The organism is Gemmata obscuriglobus (assembly GCF_008065095.1).
GTDB lineage: Bacteria > Planctomycetota > Planctomycetia > Gemmatales > Gemmataceae > Gemmata > Gemmata obscuriglobus.
Map to the genome: position 1 here is coordinate 1,904,903 of NZ_CP042911.1, position 17,383 is coordinate 1,922,285.

The window sequence follows — 17,383 nt, forward strand, 5'->3', positions numbered from 1 at the left end:
GAAGATGTTGCCGCACTTGGGACATTTGACGTTGCCGCTGACCCCGTCGGGGGTTTTGAGCTGCGCGGGGCATTTGGGACAGGCGACAACCGGCACGGGCGTCCTCCGCGGGAGGGACGGTAGTGCTTTGCTTTCTACCGCCCGGACCACAGGAAGGGCAATGCCGGAAACATGCAGAAGCCGGGAAACTGGGGTCAGGACGCGCCAAGAAACGCCCGGCCTGCCCGGTCGCTCACGGCCCCGCGACTGGCGCCGGCGGTTCCATGCGCCAGTTGCAGAACGTCCGTCGCGTCATCGGTGTTTGCCGCGCTTCGGAACGTGGTCGTCCACATGCTGGTCCGCGTGACCGCCGACAATTGCGCTCAAGTGATGCGACGGTTAGCCGCACCGGTCCACGAAGCCATCGAACTCCTATCCCCGCCATCGCGAAACTTTCAATGGCCCTGCAGAGCGGGCAGAGCGATCAACCGGCCCCTCTCGTCACGTCGATGAACGCGTCGCAGTTGTAGTAGAAGAGGAATGCGCGGAGCAACTCGCCGGCCGTCGGCGTGCGCAACTGACGCCGCGCGTTCGCCGTGATCTGACCAACAGTTGAGAGCGGCAATACGTACCGGAAGCCGGTTCGGCGCTCGACGTTCTCCGGTTCCTCATCGCCGTCGTCGAGGTCGACGACCAGCGCCGGGGCCGAGAGCGCCCAGGGCCGATCGGCCGGCAAAAAGAGGTGAACGTCGCGGCCCGGACGTGTGGGGCTCGTCAGCACGTCTCCGAGCGTTAGCACGTTGCGTTCGCTCACGCGAGCACTTCGGGAATCGGCCGGCCCCACGGGCACAGCACGTAGGGCCGACCGAGCCGGTCCTGAAGCTCCAGGTCGGGCGGCACCCCGAGGCACTCGTACACGGTGGCGATCACGTCCGCCGGCGTCACCGGGTTGCGGCTCGGCTTCGCGCCGATCTTGTCGCTGGCGCCGTGGACGTAGCCGCCCTTGACCCCGCCGCCGGCCAGCACCAGTGAGTAACAGAAGTTCCAGTGATCGCGGCCGGCGCCGTTGGTGTTGATCTTCGGCGTCCGCCCGAAGTCGCCCACGACCACCACCAGCGTGCGTTCCAACATCCCGCGGGCGTCGAGGTCGTCGAGGAGCGTGGAGAACGCGGCGTCCAGTTGGGGCAGCAGTTCGCTCTTGAGTTTCACGAAGTTGTTGCCGTGCGTGTCCCAGGTGGCGTTCGCGTCCGGCGCCCACGACACGCACGCCACCCGGGTCCCGGCCTCGATCAGCCGCCGCGCCAGGAGGACGCTCTGGCCGTAAATGTTGCGCCCGTAGGAATCGCGCAACTTCGCCGGCTCGCGGTCCAGTCTCACGGCCTCGCGCATCGCCGGCGCGGTGAGCAGGTCGTACGCCTTCGCGCGGATGCCGTCGAGGTCGTCGGCCGTGCCCCCCTTGCGGGCCGCCGCGAGCCGGACCTCCAGGTCGCGCCGGGCGTCGAACCGGGATGGGTTGATGTCCGGCCCGAGCGTGAGTTCCGGAAGGGCGAAGTCGGCGGCGTTCGGGTCGCGCAGGATGACGAGCGGGTCGTGCGTCTTACCGAGCCACCCGCCGAAGAACCCCGGCTGCGGCGGGCCGCCGGCGCCTTCCTTCGTGATGAACGGTAGCAGCACGTGCGGCGGGACCGCGTGCGCCGGCGGGCGCCGGACGCCGACCACGGACCCGACGCACGGGTAATCGTCGGGCCGAGCGCCGCCGCCGATCTCGCCGCGGTCGTGCCCGGTGAGCGCGCAGTACACAGCGGCGGCGTGCGCGTTGTTCACGCTGTGGTGCGCGGACCGGATGACGGTGCAGCGGCGCATCTGCCGGGCGAACTTCGGCAGGTGCTCGCCGAACAGCACCCCGGGCACGCTGGTCGGAATGGGTTTGAACTCGCCGCGCACTTCCGCCGGCGCGTCTGGCTTCGGGTCCCACATGTCGAGGTGGCTCGGCCCGCCGTTCAGGAAGATGACGATGCACGCGTCGGCGCGGGCGTCGTGCCCCTTTCGCGCTTCGTTGGCGCGGAGCAGTTGCGGGAGGTTCAACCCGAGGTACGAGGCGGCGCCGGCCTGGATCATCTGGCGGCGCGAGACGCGCGGCCCGGTGCAGAAGGGTGGCATGGGGAGCCTGCGGTGGGAGGGAACCATCGGCGGGAGGCCCCGATTGTGCAGCACCACACGGCGAAACACAAGCGCGTATTCCCGCCCCGCGCTGTCAAGCGGTTCCGAAGTGCCACACTCCGAGCGGGTGACGAGAGGAGCGACGTTACGACCAGAAGCGCCACCAGCGGCGCCGCGACAAGTTCATCCGGCTGCGAACGAAATCGAGCGTGAGAACGAACCCGCGAAAGAAGTCCAACCCGAGAAGCCCGTCCGTTTCGACCCCCACCGGGAAGTCGAGTGCCGCGACGGGGAAATCGGTGCGCAACCGGCCCAGTGCGCTGATTGCGGACACGCGAACCAGTGGGACGCGAGCGGTTCCGGTCGCGGTGGGCAACCGGGCGTGTCCGACCGGACACGAGAAGTCGCACCCGAGTTGCAGTAAGAACATGCGCGACAGTACGGTCAGTGCGGACCCGGTATCGAGTGTTAAGCGAAACTGTTGCGTCCGGTGCGGACCGGTGACCGTTGCCAGAAGGCTGAGCCGGTGAGCGTCGGGCGAAAACGGATGGCTCATCGTCAGGCGGCCCCGGACTCAGGCTCGGCATCCGGTGGGAAGATTTCCACGCCCCGGATTTCGCCGGTCCACCACGAAGCCAAATGTTTGACCGCCGGATCGTCGCACTCGCCTACGAGCCGCATGTACTCGGCCCGATCCGGGCTATGCAGGATGATGTACCCTCCGGTCACTTCGTGGCGCGTGGACGTTGGGTTGGCGAGGAACACCCACTCGTCCGGGTACTTCGCCTTGATCTCGGTCATCGTCAGGTAAGGTCCGTACATGGGTTCACCTCCGCCTCAGTATCCCACACACGAACGGCGGTGCCAAGCCGCTACGCGATCTGCACCTCGGCCGGCTGAATGACGAACTCGTCGGCGCCCTCGGCCGGGGTGGCGAGCTTCATCTCCTTCACCTTCCAGCCCGGGTGCTGGATCGTGCCGTTAAAGGGCGGCTCGCCTGTCACGTTGCCCACCACCCGGATCGCCGACGGGTCGAACCCCTTCGGAACGGTCACCCGGTCGTCCTCGTTGCCCGGCAGGATCGGCTCCAGAACGAGGTGCTGCTTCAGCGCGGCCTGTGCCTTCTTGTGGACCTCGCGGACGGCCTGCCCGATCTGCTCGTCGGTCGCGCCCTGGATGTTCTCGAGCAAGAAGTCCACCAGCCGGGACTCCGCCTGAAGCAGCGCGAGCAGGCGGAGCGGCGCCCCGCTCGGCTTCGTGGGCTTGGGCGGCCCCGCGGGCTTCAGCTCCGTTCCCGTCCGCACGGCGTGGAGCTTGGCCGCGAACGCCGGGTCGTTCTTCGCCCGGTTCGCGACCCCCAGCGCGGTCGCGAGCGCCTCGAAGCCGCCGGCCCGCTGGTACCCGAACCACGAGGCGACGAAGAACCCGATCGGCGCACCCAGCATGAACCCGATCAAGAGCATGTTGTCCATGTGACCACTCCGGTGAACGCGAGACGGCAGAATGAAAGAGTATTCACCGCGACAGGCGCGGAAGGTCGAGAAAGCAAAGAGAAATGAGGTTCAAACCACTGGTTCCTTGCTCCCCGCGGGGCGCGCGACGCAATTAGCGCCTGGCGCGGGTGTTATACGAACAGGCACCCGCCGCGAACGGGATGCCCACGGGCGCGGCACTGGCGGATGGTACCGGTCGCCCTAAAATGTCCAGATGGGTCTGATGTGCGGCATGCACCGGGGACGATGAAGAATGGGTACGCGCCGGGAGGTCCGAGGTCGGGTCGTGCTGATTACCGGGGCGTCGCGGGGCATCGGCCGCCGCGCCGCGGTGCGGCTCGCAAAACTCGGCGCAACACTCGCCCTTACTGCACGTTCGGCCAACGACCTGGCGGCCCTCGTCGAGGAACTGAACGCCGCCGGCGCGCGGGCCGCGGCGTTCCCCGGCGACGTGACCCGAGCCGAGGACCGGGAGCGGATCGTTCGGGACACGGTCGCAACCTTCGGCCGGCTGGACGTGCTCATTAACTGCGCGGGCGTGTGCAGCTTCGGGGAGTTCAGCACGTCGAGCGAGGAGATCGTTCGCAAGGTGCTGGAGGTGAACTTCTTCGCCCCGGTCGAAATGATCCGGGCGTGCGCGCCGCACCTGACGAGGAGCTTCGAGACCGCGAGCGACGGCTGGCGCCCCGCCATTGTGAACGTGGCGAGCATCTGCGGGCGGTGGGGCATCCCGTCGATGTCCGAACACTGTGCAAGCAAGCACGCGTTCGTCGGTCTCACGGAGTCACTCCGCGGCGAGTTCGAGCGGTTCGGGATCGACGTTCTTCTGGTACTCCCGGGGCTGGTGCGGAGCGACGACCTCCAGCGCCACCTGCTGCGGAACGAGGGAAAGATCCACCTCGACTTCGAGGGCGCCCAGCCGTCGGACGAGGTCGCCGACGCGGTCGTAAGGAGCCTGCTGCGGAACCGCACCGAAGCGGCGGTCGGGTTCGTGTCGTGGTGGGTGTGGTTCGGGAAGCGGATGTTCCCGCGCGGGGTGCGGTTCTTCATGCAGCGCAAGGTGTGGAAGTTCGCCCGGCGCGAGAACGCGGGCAGGAAGAGCTGAGGGCTTCTGGTCAAAAGTCCGATCGTCGAAAAGTTGTAAAGTCACAAACCAAGCGATAGTAATGGTTTGTTACTTTACGACTTGCTGACCTGACGATTTTTTGACTCGAAGTCCTAAGTGACAGCCGGTGCCGCGAGCGAATCGCCAGAGCGTGCGTCAGCGCGACCAGAGGCGACAATGACTAGCGACCGTTACGAGGCGATCCTGCACTGGAGTAAGGCGAACGACGCCTACATCGCCACGGTGCCGGAACTGCCCGGGTGCGCGGCCGACGGCGCGACCCGCCGGGAGGCACTCGCCGCTGTCGAGATCGTTATCGCCGAGTGGCTCGAAACGGCGAAAGAGCTGGGTCGGCCGATTCCCGAGCCGCGGGGCCGGTTAATGTTCGCGTAAAGTGGCTGCTTCTGATCCGCTGAGGGTGGGTTGATGTGTGGGATCGCGGGGATGTTCGACCTGAGTGGCCAGCGCCGCGCCCCCGCGGGCGTGGTGTCGGCGATGGCGAAGGCCATCTACCATCGCGGGCCGGACGAAGACGGCTACCTCGAACGCCCCGGGCTGCACCTCGCCAACCGCCGTCTCTCGATCGTCGGCCTCGCCGACGGTCAGCAGCCCATCTCGAACGAAGACCGGAGCGTCTGGACCGTCTTCAACGGCGAGTTCTTCGACTACAAGGAGAAGCGCAAGACCCTTGAGGCCAAAGGGCACGTCTTCCGGACCCACACTGACACCGAACTGATCCCCCACACCTGGGAGGATCACGGCACCGAGTTCCTTCAGCACCTCAAGGGGCAGTTCGCGATCTGCGTCTGGGACAGCCGGACGAACGAGGTCGTGCTCGCACGCGACCGGGCCGGCATCTGCCCGCTGTTCTACACGACCGTGAAGCACGACGGCGCCGACTGGCTCCTCTTCGCTTCCGAGATGAAGGCGCTGCTGGCCTCCGGGCTGGTCGAGCGCAAGGCCGACCTGAACGGGTTGAACCACATCTTCACGTTCATGGCGATGCCCGGACCGACTACGGTCTTTCAGGGCATCCGGTGCCTCGTACCCGGCCGGTACCTGCACTTCAAGCTCGGGCAGACCACGCCGGAGCAGGCGACCGCGCAAAAGACCTACTGGCGGGTGGAGTACCCGGACTGCGGGCACGAGGACTACGGCGCCGATGAGAAGAAGGTCGTCGACGGGTTCGAGGAGGTGCTGTACGCCGCGGTCCAGCGCAGGGTGTGGGCCGACGTGCCCGTAGTGTCGTACCTGAGCGGCGGCGTGGACTCGAGCGTCGTCGTGGCGATGGCGAACAAGGCGATGGGGCGGCCCATCCCGACGTTCACCGTCTCGGTCAACGCGAAAGGGCTCGACGAGAAGTCCGAGGCGCTGGCGACGGCCAAGCACCTGGGCTGTTCGCCGGTAGTAGTCGACTGCGGGCACGACCAGCTCCGCGCCGGCTACCCGGAGCTGATCGCCGCCGCCGAGTTCCCGGTCATCGACACGTCCTGCCTGGCCCTCCTTCATTTAGCGAGAGCGGTGCATCGAAACGGGTACAAGGTCGCTCTAACTGGTGAGGGCGCCGACGAGTGGCTGGGCGGGTACTCGTGGTTCAAGATCCGCAAGCTGATCGGGTGGATGGACCGCATCCCGGGCGTACCGCTGGGGTTCGCGGTGCGGCAACTGTTCCAGCGGCTCAGCGGCGCGCCGCGGTTCCCGCGCGCCGCCTACCTGCACTCGCTGGACCGGCTCGGCGGGCCGAACGGGTGGGGCGACCTGTACGGGCTGATCAGCACCAACAAGCTGCGGTTCTTCACCGGCGACACCCGGGCCGCGCTGATCGGCCGGGCGGCGCTGGACGACCTCGAGATCCCCGCCGACTTGCACCGGTGGCACCCGTTCAACCGGCAGATGTACTTCGGCGCGCGGGTGATGCTGCCCGGGCACCTGCTCGCGTCCAAGGGGGACCGGATCGCGATGCACTCGTCGGTGGAGACGCGGTACGCGTTCCTCGACGAGGACGTGATCGCGTACATGGCGAAGCTGCACCCGCGGTGGAAGCTGCGCGGGCTGCTGCGGGACAAGTTCATCGAACGTAAGGTGGCCGAGCGGTGGCTGCCCAGGGATGTGGCGTGGCGCACGAAGAAGATGTTCCGCGCCCCGATGGACAGTTGGGCGGCGGTGCGCGGGGGCGGTGCCGGCGGGACGTGGATCGATCAGGTGCTGTCGCCGGATTCGCTCCGGAAGGCCGGTTACTTCGACGCCGAGGCGGTGGCCCAGGCGCGGCAGCGGCTCGCCCGGCCGGGCGGCGGGGTGGCCCGCACCGGGCTGGAAATGGGCCTCACCGGGGTGCTCGCCACGCAACTGTGGCACCACCTGTACCTCGACGGCTCGCTCTGCGATTTGGAGTCAAAAGTCGACCGGTCGTAAAGTCATGAGGTCCGACCGGGCCTCTGCGACCAGTCGGTGTTGCGACTGTCGGTTTTGCGGTTCTGGACGTTACGACTTCCGACCTGACGACTTTTGACTATGTCGTATGCCCTCCAAACTCTGTGGCACGAGCGCCAGCGGTACGCCTCGGGCGTGCTGGCGGTGACCTTCTCGGCGGTGCTCATCGCGCTCCAGTGCGGGCTCCTGCTCGGGCTGTTCAAGATCACCTCGATCCCGGTGGACAACACCACCGCGGACCTGTGGGTCGGGTCGCGCGAGGTGTCGAGCGTGGACCTCGGCAAGCCGATCCCGGTGTCGTACGTCAGCCGGGTCGCGGGGACGCCGGGGGTGAAGTCGGTGGAGCTGTACATCGCGAACTTCGCGAACTTCAGCAAGCCGGGCGGCGGGACCGAACTGTGCTACCTGCTGGGCAGCCAGCTCGACGGCGATTCGGCAGGGCTGCCGGCGATGCTCACCGCGGACCAGCGGAACGCGCTCACCATGCCGGGCGCGATCATCGTGGACGAGTCCGACATGACCAAACGGCTCGGACTCGACCAGGACGGCAAGCCGAAGATCAACGGGAAAGACGTCAAGGTGGTGGGGACGGTGCGCGGGCTGAAAAGCCTCGCGGCCCCGTGGGTGCTGTGCAGCGAGCACACCGCCCGCTACCTGCTGGGGTTCCTCATGCCCGGGGACCACGTCACCTACCTGCTGGCGAAGTGCGAGTCGCCGGAGCGGGCCTGGGCGATCGCGGCCGAGTTGCGGGCGCAGTACGGGTCCGACATGGGGGCGTACGCTGCCGAGGAGTTCTCCCAGCGGTCGCGGTTGTACTGGCTGACCCGCACTAAAGCGGGCGTCGCGATCGGGTACGCGGCCCTGCTCGGGCTGATCGTGGGGTCGGTCATCACCGCGCAGACCCTGTACTCCGCGACCGCGGCGAACGCCAAGGAGTTCGCCATCCTGCTCGCTCTCGGCGTGCCGCGGTGGCGGATCTCGCTGATGGTAATGGTCCAGTCGTTCTGGGTCGGGGTGGTCGGGGTCGCGCTGGCGTACCCGGTGTGCCTCGGGTTGCGGCTCGGCGCCCGGCAGATCGGGGCCGACGTGGACCTCCGCTGGGAGGTGCAGTTGGGCACGGTGGTGGTGACCGTCGGCATGGCGCTGGTGTCGGGCGTGTTCGCGCTGCGGAGCGTGCGCCAGATCGAGCCGATGTCGTTGCTGCGATAGTGTTTGGTGTCGAACACCACGAACCGAACTCGAGTGCCGAGCATCCAAGGCAGGGAGCATTCATGAGCCGGACCGCGAGCCGTTCGACGCCGTGCCTGCGGGGTGTGAAGCTGATGCGCACCTACGGCGACGGCACGGCCCGGCGTGCGGCGCTGCGGGAAGTGTCCATCGACCTGTACCCGGGGCAACTGGTGCTGCTCATGGGGCCGTCCGGGAGCGGCAAATCGACGCTCCTGGCGGTCCTCTCGGGGCTGCTGGAGCCCGACAGCGGGCAGGTGCTCGCGGACGACGACGGCGCGATGCGGGACATCTGGCAGTTGACCGCCAAGGAGCGCGAGCAGCATCGCCGTAAGCACACGGGGTTCATCTTTCAGGGGTACAATCTGTTCCCGGCCCTCACCGCGCGGCAGCAACTGGAGATCGTGCTGAAGTGGGGCGAGGGGGCGGACGGCGGGGACGCCCGGCGCCGGGCGGACGAGATGCTCGAACGGCTGGGGCTGGGGAACAACAAGAACAAGAAGCCGGCCCAACTGTCCGGGGGCGAGAAGCAGCGGGTCGCCATCGGCCGGGCGCTCGTGAAGAACCCGTCGTTCATGTTCGCCGACGAGCCCACCAGCGCCCTCGACTGGGAGAACGGGCAGAAGGTGATCGAGTTGCTCCGCGACGCGGCCCACCAGCGCGGCGCCTCGGTGCTGTGCGTGTCTCACGACGCGCGGCTGCTGCCGTTCGTGGACGTGTACTACCACCTGGACGACGGTCACCTGGAACGGCGGGAACTGCCCGCGGAGTGAGTGCGTGCGGTGAGCCGAAAACGAACGGGCCGTCACAGCGGCTTCGGAGTTTCGGTCCACGCGGTTTTCGCCCGCCACCGGGCTCCACTACTGGGAGATGCCCATGAACTGGCTCCGCAAGATGCGACCGGTGCTGATCGTGATCGGGCTCGGGCTGGCGGTCGGCAGCCTCGTGGGCGCCCGCGCGTTGACTCACGGGAGCGGGTCGGAGGCGACCGCGAAAGGCGCGGACGTGCCGCCGCCGCGGGCCGCGGGCGGGCCGGTGGTGCTCGGGACCGTTGACACGGACCCGCCGCCGGTTTCCTACGGGCTGCCCCCGGTAATTCAGTCCGGTACCATTGCGAAGGTGTCCGTCAAGGACAGCGACGAGGTGGCCGCCGGGCAGGAACTGTACGTGTTCGATTCCACCATTCAGCAGAAAGACGTGGACCGCGCGAAGGCAGCAGTGGCCTACGCCGAGACGAAGGTCAGACAGGCCGAGGAGTTGGCCAAGCAGCACAAAGCGACCATCGATTTCACCCGCAGTTCCGCACTTGCCAACTCTGAGCGCAAGGTTACCGCCCAACAGTCGTATTACAACCTCGTGAAAGAGAACATCATCACAGGTTACAAGAAGGTGGACCGGCTTCCCGAGTCCGAGTGGGAGGCGAAACTGAAGACCGATCCGGCCCTCTATAAGGCCCATGTGGACTACGACGCCGCGGTCGGCGAGCGCGACGTGGTAAAGGCGAACCTGGCCCGGCTGGAAGCGGCCGACCCGCAGGTGCAAGTGAGGGAGGCGCAGGCCGCGGTCGAGCAGGCGCGGGCCGAACTCGCTAAAGCACAGGCGGCCGTAGAAATGTGCGTCGTGCGGGCGCGGACCGCGGGCACCGTGGAGCAGGTGTCGATCAGCGCCGGGGCGACGCTCGGGATCAGCACCCGCACGCCCGCGTTGTGGCTGATTCCGGCCGGGCCGCGGGTGGTTCGCGCCGAGGTCGAGGCCGAGTTCGCGCACCGGGTCGGCCCGGGGCTCACGGGCAAGCCAGTGACCGTAATGGACCACAGCGATGCGAAACTTACCTACACCGGGACGGTGCGGCACATCGGGAGCACCTTCCTGTTGAAGCGCGCCAGTGCTGAGAACTTCCTGGGCAGTGACACGCGGGTCATTGAGGCGGTTATCGACATTGCCGACCCGGCCCCGGCCGGGAAGCCGCCGCTCCGCGTGGGGCAGCGGGTGCGCGTGAACATGGGGCAGTAAAACCAGCGAGGGGCGGGGAGTGAACGTCGAGCACCTCGTGACACCGGTACGGCCGAGCGCGCCCGCGGTGCCCCGCGGTGCGCCCCGCACCGCACCCCTCATCCCCCGGTCTTTCCAGGCTTGCCGCGCCATCACCGCCGCGGCGAACAGTTCGTTCCCGCTGGCGTTCCGCCTCCTGTGCCCCGCGAAGCGGCGGGCGATGAACGCCCTCTACGCGTACATGCGGGTCACCGACGATCTGGCCGACGAGGACGGAGCGGTCGAGGCGAAGCGGGCCAAGCTCGCGGCGTGGCGTGTCAGTTTAAAGGCCGCACTCGGCGGCGCGTTCACCCACCCCGTACACCCCGCGCTGGCCGAGACCGTCCGGCGCTATGACATCCCCCCGCAATACCTGTTCGACGCGATCGACGGGATGGAGACCGACCTCGGCCCGGTCCGGATGCAGACGTTCAGCGAACTGTACCCGTACTGCTACCGCGTGGCGTCGGCGGTGGGACTGGCGTGCGTCCGCATCTGGGGGATTCGGCCCGGTGTAACCTTCAGCGATACAGACCAACCGGCCGAGGCGGTCGGCATCGCGTTCCAGCTCACGAACATCCTTCGCGACCTGGCCGAAGATTACGCGCGCGAGCGGGTGTACCTTCCGGCCGACGAACTCGCGCGGTCCGGGTGCCCGCCGGAGTTGTGGCGCGACCCGGGGAACGCGGCGAACTTTCGCGCGATGATGCAGGCCCAGGTCACGCGCGCCCGGGAGTATTACCGCCGCGGCGCCGCCCTGCTCCCGCTGCTGTCGCGCGAGGGCTGGGCGATCTGCCACATGATGTTCAACTCCTACCGCGCGCTGCTCGACGAGATCGAGCGCCGCGGATACGACGTGTTCACGGCCCGGGTGCGGGTGCCGAAGTGGCGCAAGGTCGCCGCGTTCGGCTCCGGGTACCTGATCAAGTGGGGCGTCGTGTAACGCGCCGCGGAGTTCGGAATGCGGAACGAAGAACCGAAATCGGAACCGCCGGCGCGCGCGTCGGGCTCCGTGATTGTGGTCGGCGGCGGGTTGGCGGGGCTGGCGGCGGCCGTGGGGCTCGCCGGCCGCGGGTTCAAGGTGACCGTGCTGGAGTCGCGTAACCGGCTCGGCGGGCGCGCGGGGTCGTTCCGCGACCCGCAAACCGACCAGCTCGTGGACGCGTGCCAGCACGTCAGCATGGGCTGCTGCACCAACTTCGCCCACCTGCTGCGCACGGTCGGCGCCGAGCACCTCCTTTCGCCCCAACCGAGGCTGTATTTCGTCACCCCCGACCGACGGGTCAGTGTTTTCAAGAGCGACCCGTGGCCGGCGCCGTTCCACCTCGGGCGGGCGCTGATGGGCGCGCACTACCTCACGCCGCTCGACAAGCTCCGCGTGGCCTACGGGCTCGGGCGGATGCTCTTAGAGCGCCCGGACGCGGACCCGCCGCTGCTCCCCTGGCTGAAGGCGCATTTCCAGAATGAACGCACGATCAACCGGTTCTGGGCCATCGTGCTCACCAGCGCGCTGAACGAAACGGTTGACCGCGTGGGGCTGAAGTACGCCCGCAAGGTGTTCCGCGACGGGTTCGTGCGGCACCGCGACGCCTTCACAGTCCACGTTCCGAGTGTGCCGCTGGGCCGGCTCTACGGCGACGAGCTGCGCGGGTGGCTCGCGACGCACGGCGTGGAGGTGTGCGAGAACGCGGGGGTGAAGCGGCTGTTAAAGGGAGAGGGGATCAGCGGGGCCGCCCTCCGCGACGGTTCCACCCTCACCGCCGACTGGTACGTGCTGGCGGTGCCGTTCGACCGCGTCGCCGATTTGCTGCCTGGAGAGCTGGCCGGCGAGCCGTACTTCGGCGGCGCGAACGGCCTCACGCCGTCGCCGATCACGAGCGTCCACCTGTGGCTCGATCGGCCCACCATGAAGCTCCCGCACGCCGTGCTCGTGGACTGCCTGGGGCAGTGGGTGTTCGATCGCGGCGAGGTCGCGCCCGGCGAGTTCTACCTGCAAGTGGTGGTCAGCGCCGCCCGCGATCTGAAGGGGCTCGGCCGGGAAGAGATCCAGCGCCGCATTTATGAAGAACTCGGGCGCCTGTTCCCGCCGGTGGCGCAGGCGAAGTTACTCCGCGCGAAGGTGGTGACCGAACACACTGCGACCTTCAGCGCGGTGCCAGGGGTGGACCGGTGGCGGCCCCCCCAGGCGTCCCCGGTGTGGAACCTCGCGGTCGCCGGGGACTGGACCGACACCGGCTGGCCCGCGACGATGGAGGGGGCGGTTCGGAGCGGTTATTTGGCCGCCGAGGCGATTCTCGCCCGCGCCGGACAGCCCGCGAAGTTGGTGCAACCCGAGTTGTCCTGGGCCCGCCCGGCGGGTGTCGCCCCCGCCTTTCCGTTGACCCGCGCGCGACCGTGCGAGTAAACTCACCGAGGACAACCCGTTGCACACGCCCGCCGCCCGGCGGGCGAGGAGTCTTTGATGAGCTTCGGCGAAGGCGATGACGCGCCCGTGGACTTCGACACCGCGAAGGGGCGCGACTGGCCGAGCGTGCGGCAGTTCAACGTGTTCCTGGCGAACCGCATGGGCGCGCTGCTCGATCTGGTCCGCCGGTTCGAGCAGACCGACATCCGCGTGGTGTCGCTGACCGTGGTGGAAACGGCCGACTGCGCCATCATCCGGCTGGTGCCGAGCCACTACGAGCGCGGGTACGAGATCCTCACGGACGCGAAGTTCGCGTTCACCGAGAGCGACCTGCTCGTGGTGAAACTCCCCGACGACGACCGGCCGCTGCTCACTATCACGAAAGCGCTGCTGAGCGCCGAAATCGACATCTGCTACATGTACCCGCTCTTGATCGGCGTCGGGCCGCTGGGGAACACGGCCATCGCGGTGTACGTGGACGACTTCGAGACCGCCGCCGCCGCCCTGGAAGCCCAGGGCTTCACGCTGTTCACCGAGAGCGACCTGAGCGAGTAGGAAGAAATGCGGAGTGCGGAATTCCAGTAGTTTCAAGTTGGGCGATTTATGAGTAGCGGGCCGCATGGGTTTACCGGTCAATGGTGGTTACCACGCCTCCACTGTCGGAGCCCCCATGCGACCCAAACGTCAGTCTATCCGAGCCACCCCGGCCCACGCCACCCGGCACCTCCGTCCGGTCCTGACCGACTGGCTCGGCCGTGCGGTCCAACTGCCCAAGCGTCGCCGCACCTGTACACCCGAGGTGGTGTGGCGGGTGGTGCTGTTCGCCGCGGCGTTCGCCCGCTCGGTGGCCGCGGCCTGTGCCGCGATCGCCGACGCCCCGTCCGGGCAGGCCATCTGGGATTGCTTGTACCTCACGCTGCCCAAGCGGCGCCGCACCCTCGAGCGGCGGTTGCGGCCGGCCCTCCACGCCCCGCTCGGCAAGCGGAAGCGGGCGGCTCGGGTCGCGATCGACTACCACCGGATCGGGTACTTCGGGACGCCGAACCGGGACACCACCCGGTCCAAGGGGGCCGGCGGCACCCACACGTTCCACACGTACGCCACCGCGTGCCTCGTCGGGGGACCGGACCGGTACACGCTCGGGTTGACGGCCGTGGGCGAGAAGGAGCCGATGACCGCGGTGCTCACCCGGCTGTTGGATCAGGTGACGGCGGCACGGGTTACGGTCCGGGTCGCGCTGCTGGACAAGGCGTTCTTCTCGATCGCGGTGATGCGGTTGCTCCAGGCGCGGGGTGTGCCGTTCGTGATCCCGGCCGTGGTCCGGGGCCGCAAGCCCCGGCCCGGGGTGAAGGGGGTCGGGTTGCGGGCCGTGCGGCGGCGGGGCGCGGGTCGATATGCGTACACCCACGCGGATCGGGGCACCTCGGTGCGGGTGCACGTGGTGATCGCTCACAAGAGCTACCGGTACCGGCGGACCGGGGGCCGGCGGAGCAAGAAGTTACTGTACGCGGCGTGGCGGGTGAGCGGGAGCCCGGTGGCGATTCGGGACCTGTACCGGACCCGATTCGGGATCGAGAGCAGCTACCGCCAGTTGGGGCAGGTTCGGCCCCGGACCTCGACCACCGATGGGGTCGTGCGACTCCTGTGGGTGGCCGTCGGGCTGATCCTGCGTAACGCCTGGTTGTGGTCCCGCTCAGCCCGCGGCCTCGGGTGGACACTGGCGGCGGTATGCCTGATACTGTTGGCCGATGGGCTGGCACCTACAGATGGCGAAAATAAGTCCATTACTACTGCACGATCGGCCAACAAAACCAAGCCGCCAACTTGAAACTACTGAATTCGGAATTGAAGACAGGAAGCCAAGAGGTCTTCTGCCTTCAATTCCGAATTCCGCACTCCGCATTCCGCATTTGAAGGTTCCGCATTACAAACTCACCAGCCCAAGCAGCACCCCGTTCCGCTGCCGCCGGTGAGGAGCGGAAGCACGCGCCGCTCGAACGGCAGTTTCAGGTACTCGGCGCGGTCGTACGCCACCTTCCCGCGCAGGAGCGTGTGCGTGACGTGCGTCGTGTGCTCGAACGGGTCGCCGTCGTACAGAACGAGATCGGCAACCTTGCTCACCTCGATACTGCCGTACTCTTTGTCGATGCCGAGCAGCTTCGCGGCGTTGATCGTAATCGCGCTCAGTGCCCGCTCGCGGTCCATACCCGCCGCCGCGGCCATCGCCGCTTCGTAACGCAGCACCCGCGTCTTCGGAACGTACCCCTCGAACCCGGTGCAAACGGTAACCGGGACGCCGGCCGCGTCGAGCGCCGCAACGTTTCCGGTGAACGCGTGCATCGTTTCGATGCTACCACCGGCGCGCAGCATGGTGGGGTGAACGACGACCGGAACGCCGGCCTGCTTCAGTTCCTCGGCCATGCGGTACCCTTCGGTGCCCAGCGCGATCACGGGCTTCAGCTTGAACTCCGCTGCGATCCGCAGGGCGGTCTGAATGTCGTCCCTGCGGTGCGCCGCGAAGTAGACGTTCGCCTTGCCCTCGAGCGCGGGCACGAGCGCTTCGTGCTTGGGGTTCTTCGCCGCCGGCTTGCTGGTGCGGTACGCGTCGGCGTCGGTGAACGCTTTGCGCACCAACGCCGCGACGCCCATACGGGTCGTCGGCGATTTGCCCTTTGACGATTCTCCCAGGTTCACCACCAGCGCCCCGACAGGTACCAGAGCGGAGTCGGCCGTGGTGCCGTCGGCGCGGAACACCCCGCCGCGGCCCGCGATCGGGTTCACCCGTCCCGGGGTCGCGTGAACCACCGTGGTGCCGTTCGCGACGAGGAAATCGAGGAGCGGTTCCCGCGGGTTGAAGCCGTCGAGCGCCCGGAGGTCCGCCTGGTTGGGGTCACTCGTCTCGTCTTGGTCCTGGTCGGCCGGACTGTTCCACGCGCCGCTCAGCCCCGCCGAGCAAAACGGGTCGATCAGCCCCGGGGTGACGTGCTTCGCCTTATAAATCGGCATGTTCTTGGCTGTGGCTTCGCCGGCAACGACGTGCAGGATCTTCCCGTCCTTCGCCACGATCACCCCCGGGAAAACGCGGCCGCCGGTGTGGATGAACTCGGCCGTCACCGCGACCGCGCCCTTCAGTTCCGGCGTGTTGCCGTCGAAGGTCGGCGTGCCCAGGTCACGGGCCTCCGGGGCCGGGCGCGGCCCGGGAGGCGGGGTCGGTAACTTCTCGCCCGCGGGCAGCGCGAACCCGCCGGTCTGGTAGCCCCGATCGGGGATAACGTCGAACACCTTCTGGCCGTCGATCCAGGTCTGCTCGACACGAGTGTACACGCTGAACGGGGAACCGCTCAGGACCGCAAAATCCGCGTCCTTGCCCTTTTCGAGCGAGCCGAGCCGGTGGTCGAGGTGCAGCAGCTTCGCCGCGCGGATGGTGATGGCTTTGAGCGCGTCCGCTTCGGACATCCCGCCGCGCGCCGCGATCGCGCCCGTCCGGAGCAGGAACCGCGACTCGGTGACGCTGTCGTCGGTGTTGATGGTGACGATCACCCCGGCACTGTTCAGGATCGCGGCGTTCTCTTCGAGCAGGCCCATCGTTTCGGCCTTACCGCCGGGGCTGTCGATGAGCGTCAGCGAAACCGGGATCTTCTTCTTCGCGAGCACGTCCGCGACGCGGTACCCTTCCGTGGCGTGTTGGAGCACGAGTTCGAACCCGAACTCCTCGCTGAGGCGCACGGCGGTGAGCAGGTCGTCCGCACGGTGGCAGTGGAAGTGGACCGTGCGTTTGCCGTCGAGCACCTCCACGAGCGGCTCGAGTGCCACGTCGCGATCGACTTTGCCGCCCCCTTCGAGCTTTGCCCGGTACTCCTTCGCCTTCTGGAACGTCTCCCGCTGCATGGCGGCGACCTTCATCCGCGTGAACGGGGCGACGCCCTTACCCCGGCCGTACCCCTTCGGGTTCTCGCCGTTGGCCATCTTCAGCCCGCCGAGGATCTCCTTCCCCCACGCGCGGCCGGTGACCCGCATCTCCTCGACGCTCCGGCCCCGGTACTTCACGTAAACGGTCTGCCCGCCGATCACGTTGCCCGACCCGGGCATCACGTTGGCGGTGGTGACGCCGCCGGCGAGGGCCATCTTGATGCCCGGGTCGTCGGCGTTGAACGAGTCGATGGCCCGCACCCCCGGCTGCACGGGGCCGCTCATCTCGTTCCCGTCGGAGTTGGCCGCCACGCCCGGGCGGCTGTACACCCCGACGTGCGAGTGCGTGTCCACCAGCCCGGGGATGACGACGCGCCCCTTGAGGTCGACGACTTCGGCCCCCGGGGGGACCGTTACGTCCGCCGCGGCCCCGACGGCAGCGATCCGCCCGCCTTTGACGACGAGCGTGCCGTTCTCGATCGGCCGGTCGGTCGCGGCGGTGTGAATCGTGGCGCCCGTGAACGCGGTGACCCGGTCGGCGTCGGCCGCGCGGGCGGCCGCGGGCGCGCCGGCCCCGGGCACGAGCGGCAGTGACAACGCGATGACAATCGGAACGAGAGCGGCGAGCCTGCGCATGCGGACCTC

The 17,383-nt window shown here is 68.0% G+C and carries 16 protein-coding genes; 10 read left to right on the forward strand and 6 right to left on the reverse strand.

Annotation, left to right across the window (positions count from 1 at the left end):
* Positions 1-463: 463 nt before the first annotated feature.
* The 5 genes from GobsT_RS07945 to GobsT_RS07965 form a co-directional block, all read right to left on the reverse strand.
* The gene (locus tag GobsT_RS07945; protein WP_010034676.1) at positions 464-793 is read right to left on the reverse strand and encodes a DUF7716 domain-containing protein; all 330 of its coding nucleotides are present in this window, start codon (positions 791-793) and stop codon (positions 464-466) included.
* Complete coding sequence (locus GobsT_RS07950; protein WP_033197801.1) at positions 790-2,139, reverse strand: DUF1501 domain-containing protein; 1,350 nt, start codon at positions 2,137-2,139, stop codon at positions 790-792. The genes GobsT_RS07945 and GobsT_RS07950 overlap by 4 nt, the downstream gene beginning before the upstream one ends.
* A 145-nt stretch (positions 2,140-2,284) precedes the next feature.
* Positions 2,285-2,695 carry a retropepsin-like aspartic protease gene (locus tag GobsT_RS07955; protein WP_010034671.1) on the reverse strand — a complete coding sequence of 137 codons (411 nt, stop codon included), beginning with the start codon at positions 2,693-2,695 and terminating at the stop codon, positions 2,285-2,287.
* A 2-nt stretch (positions 2,696-2,697) separates the two neighbouring features.
* Positions 2,698-2,961: a hypothetical protein gene (locus GobsT_RS07960; protein WP_010034668.1), complete on the reverse strand. Its 264-nt coding sequence runs from the start codon at positions 2,959-2,961 to the stop codon at positions 2,698-2,700.
* A 50-nt stretch (positions 2,962-3,011) separates the two neighbouring features.
* Entirely contained in the window at positions 3,012-3,611 is a 600-nt protein-coding gene (locus tag GobsT_RS07965) for a DUF2760 domain-containing protein (RefSeq protein WP_010034666.1), read from the reverse strand.
* Between the two features lie 274 nt (positions 3,612-3,885).
* Between GobsT_RS07965 and GobsT_RS07970 the strand changes: the two genes are divergently transcribed.
* The 10 genes from GobsT_RS07970 to GobsT_RS08015 all read left to right on the forward strand — a co-directional run bounded on the left by GobsT_RS07970 (position 3,886) and on the right by GobsT_RS08015 (position 14,657).
* Complete coding sequence (locus GobsT_RS07970; RefSeq protein ID WP_081471436.1) at positions 3,886-4,737, forward strand: SDR family NAD(P)-dependent oxidoreductase; 852 nt, start codon at positions 3,886-3,888, stop codon at positions 4,735-4,737.
* A gap of 177 nt (positions 4,738-4,914) precedes the next feature.
* Complete coding sequence (locus GobsT_RS07975) at positions 4,915-5,130, forward strand: type II toxin-antitoxin system HicB family antitoxin (protein ID WP_010034663.1); 216 nt, start codon at positions 4,915-4,917, stop codon at positions 5,128-5,130.
* Positions 5,131-5,163: 33 nt separating this feature from the next.
* Positions 5,164-7,149 (forward strand): asparagine synthase (glutamine-hydrolyzing), encoded by a 1,986-nt coding sequence (gene asnB / locus GobsT_RS07980; protein ID WP_010034660.1) that lies wholly within the window; start codon positions 5,164-5,166, stop codon positions 7,147-7,149.
* A 99-nt stretch (positions 7,150-7,248) separates the two neighbouring features.
* Positions 7,249-8,376 carry an ABC transporter permease gene (locus GobsT_RS07985; RefSeq protein WP_010034657.1) on the forward strand — a complete coding sequence of 376 codons (1,128 nt, stop codon included), beginning with the start codon at positions 7,249-7,251 and terminating at the stop codon, positions 8,374-8,376.
* A gap of 62 nt (positions 8,377-8,438) precedes the next feature.
* A complete protein-coding gene (locus tag GobsT_RS07990; protein WP_010034655.1) occupies positions 8,439-9,167 on the forward strand; it encodes an ABC transporter ATP-binding protein in 729 nt (242 codons plus the stop codon).
* 103 nt (positions 9,168-9,270) lie between these two features.
* Positions 9,271-10,407: an HlyD family secretion protein gene (locus tag GobsT_RS07995; RefSeq protein WP_010034653.1), complete on the forward strand. Its 1,137-nt coding sequence runs from the start codon at positions 9,271-9,273 to the stop codon at positions 10,405-10,407.
* 19 nt (positions 10,408-10,426) lie between these two features.
* Positions 10,427-11,368: a phytoene/squalene synthase family protein gene (locus GobsT_RS08000; RefSeq protein WP_010034650.1), complete on the forward strand. Its 942-nt coding sequence runs from the start codon at positions 10,427-10,429 to the stop codon at positions 11,366-11,368.
* A gap of 18 nt (positions 11,369-11,386) precedes the next feature.
* Positions 11,387-12,829: a hydroxysqualene dehydroxylase HpnE gene (gene hpnE, locus GobsT_RS08005; RefSeq protein WP_010034634.1), complete on the forward strand. Its 1,443-nt coding sequence runs from the start codon at positions 11,387-11,389 to the stop codon at positions 12,827-12,829.
* A 57-nt stretch (positions 12,830-12,886) separates the two neighbouring features.
* On the forward strand, positions 12,887-13,384 hold the full coding sequence (locus tag GobsT_RS08010; RefSeq protein WP_010034632.1) for a hypothetical protein: 498 nt from the start codon (positions 12,887-12,889) through the stop codon (positions 13,382-13,384).
* Between the two features lie 115 nt (positions 13,385-13,499).
* Positions 13,500-14,657, forward strand: coding sequence for a transposase (locus GobsT_RS08015; protein ID WP_010033207.1), 1,158 nt, complete (start codon positions 13,500-13,502; stop codon positions 14,655-14,657).
* 104 nt (positions 14,658-14,761) lie between these two features.
* On the opposite strand, the gene GobsT_RS08020 is transcribed toward GobsT_RS08015, so the two are convergent.
* Positions 14,762-17,374 (reverse strand): amidohydrolase family protein, encoded by a 2,613-nt coding sequence (locus tag GobsT_RS08020; protein WP_010034629.1) that lies wholly within the window; start codon positions 17,372-17,374, stop codon positions 14,762-14,764.
* Positions 17,375-17,383 lie beyond the last annotated feature (9 nt).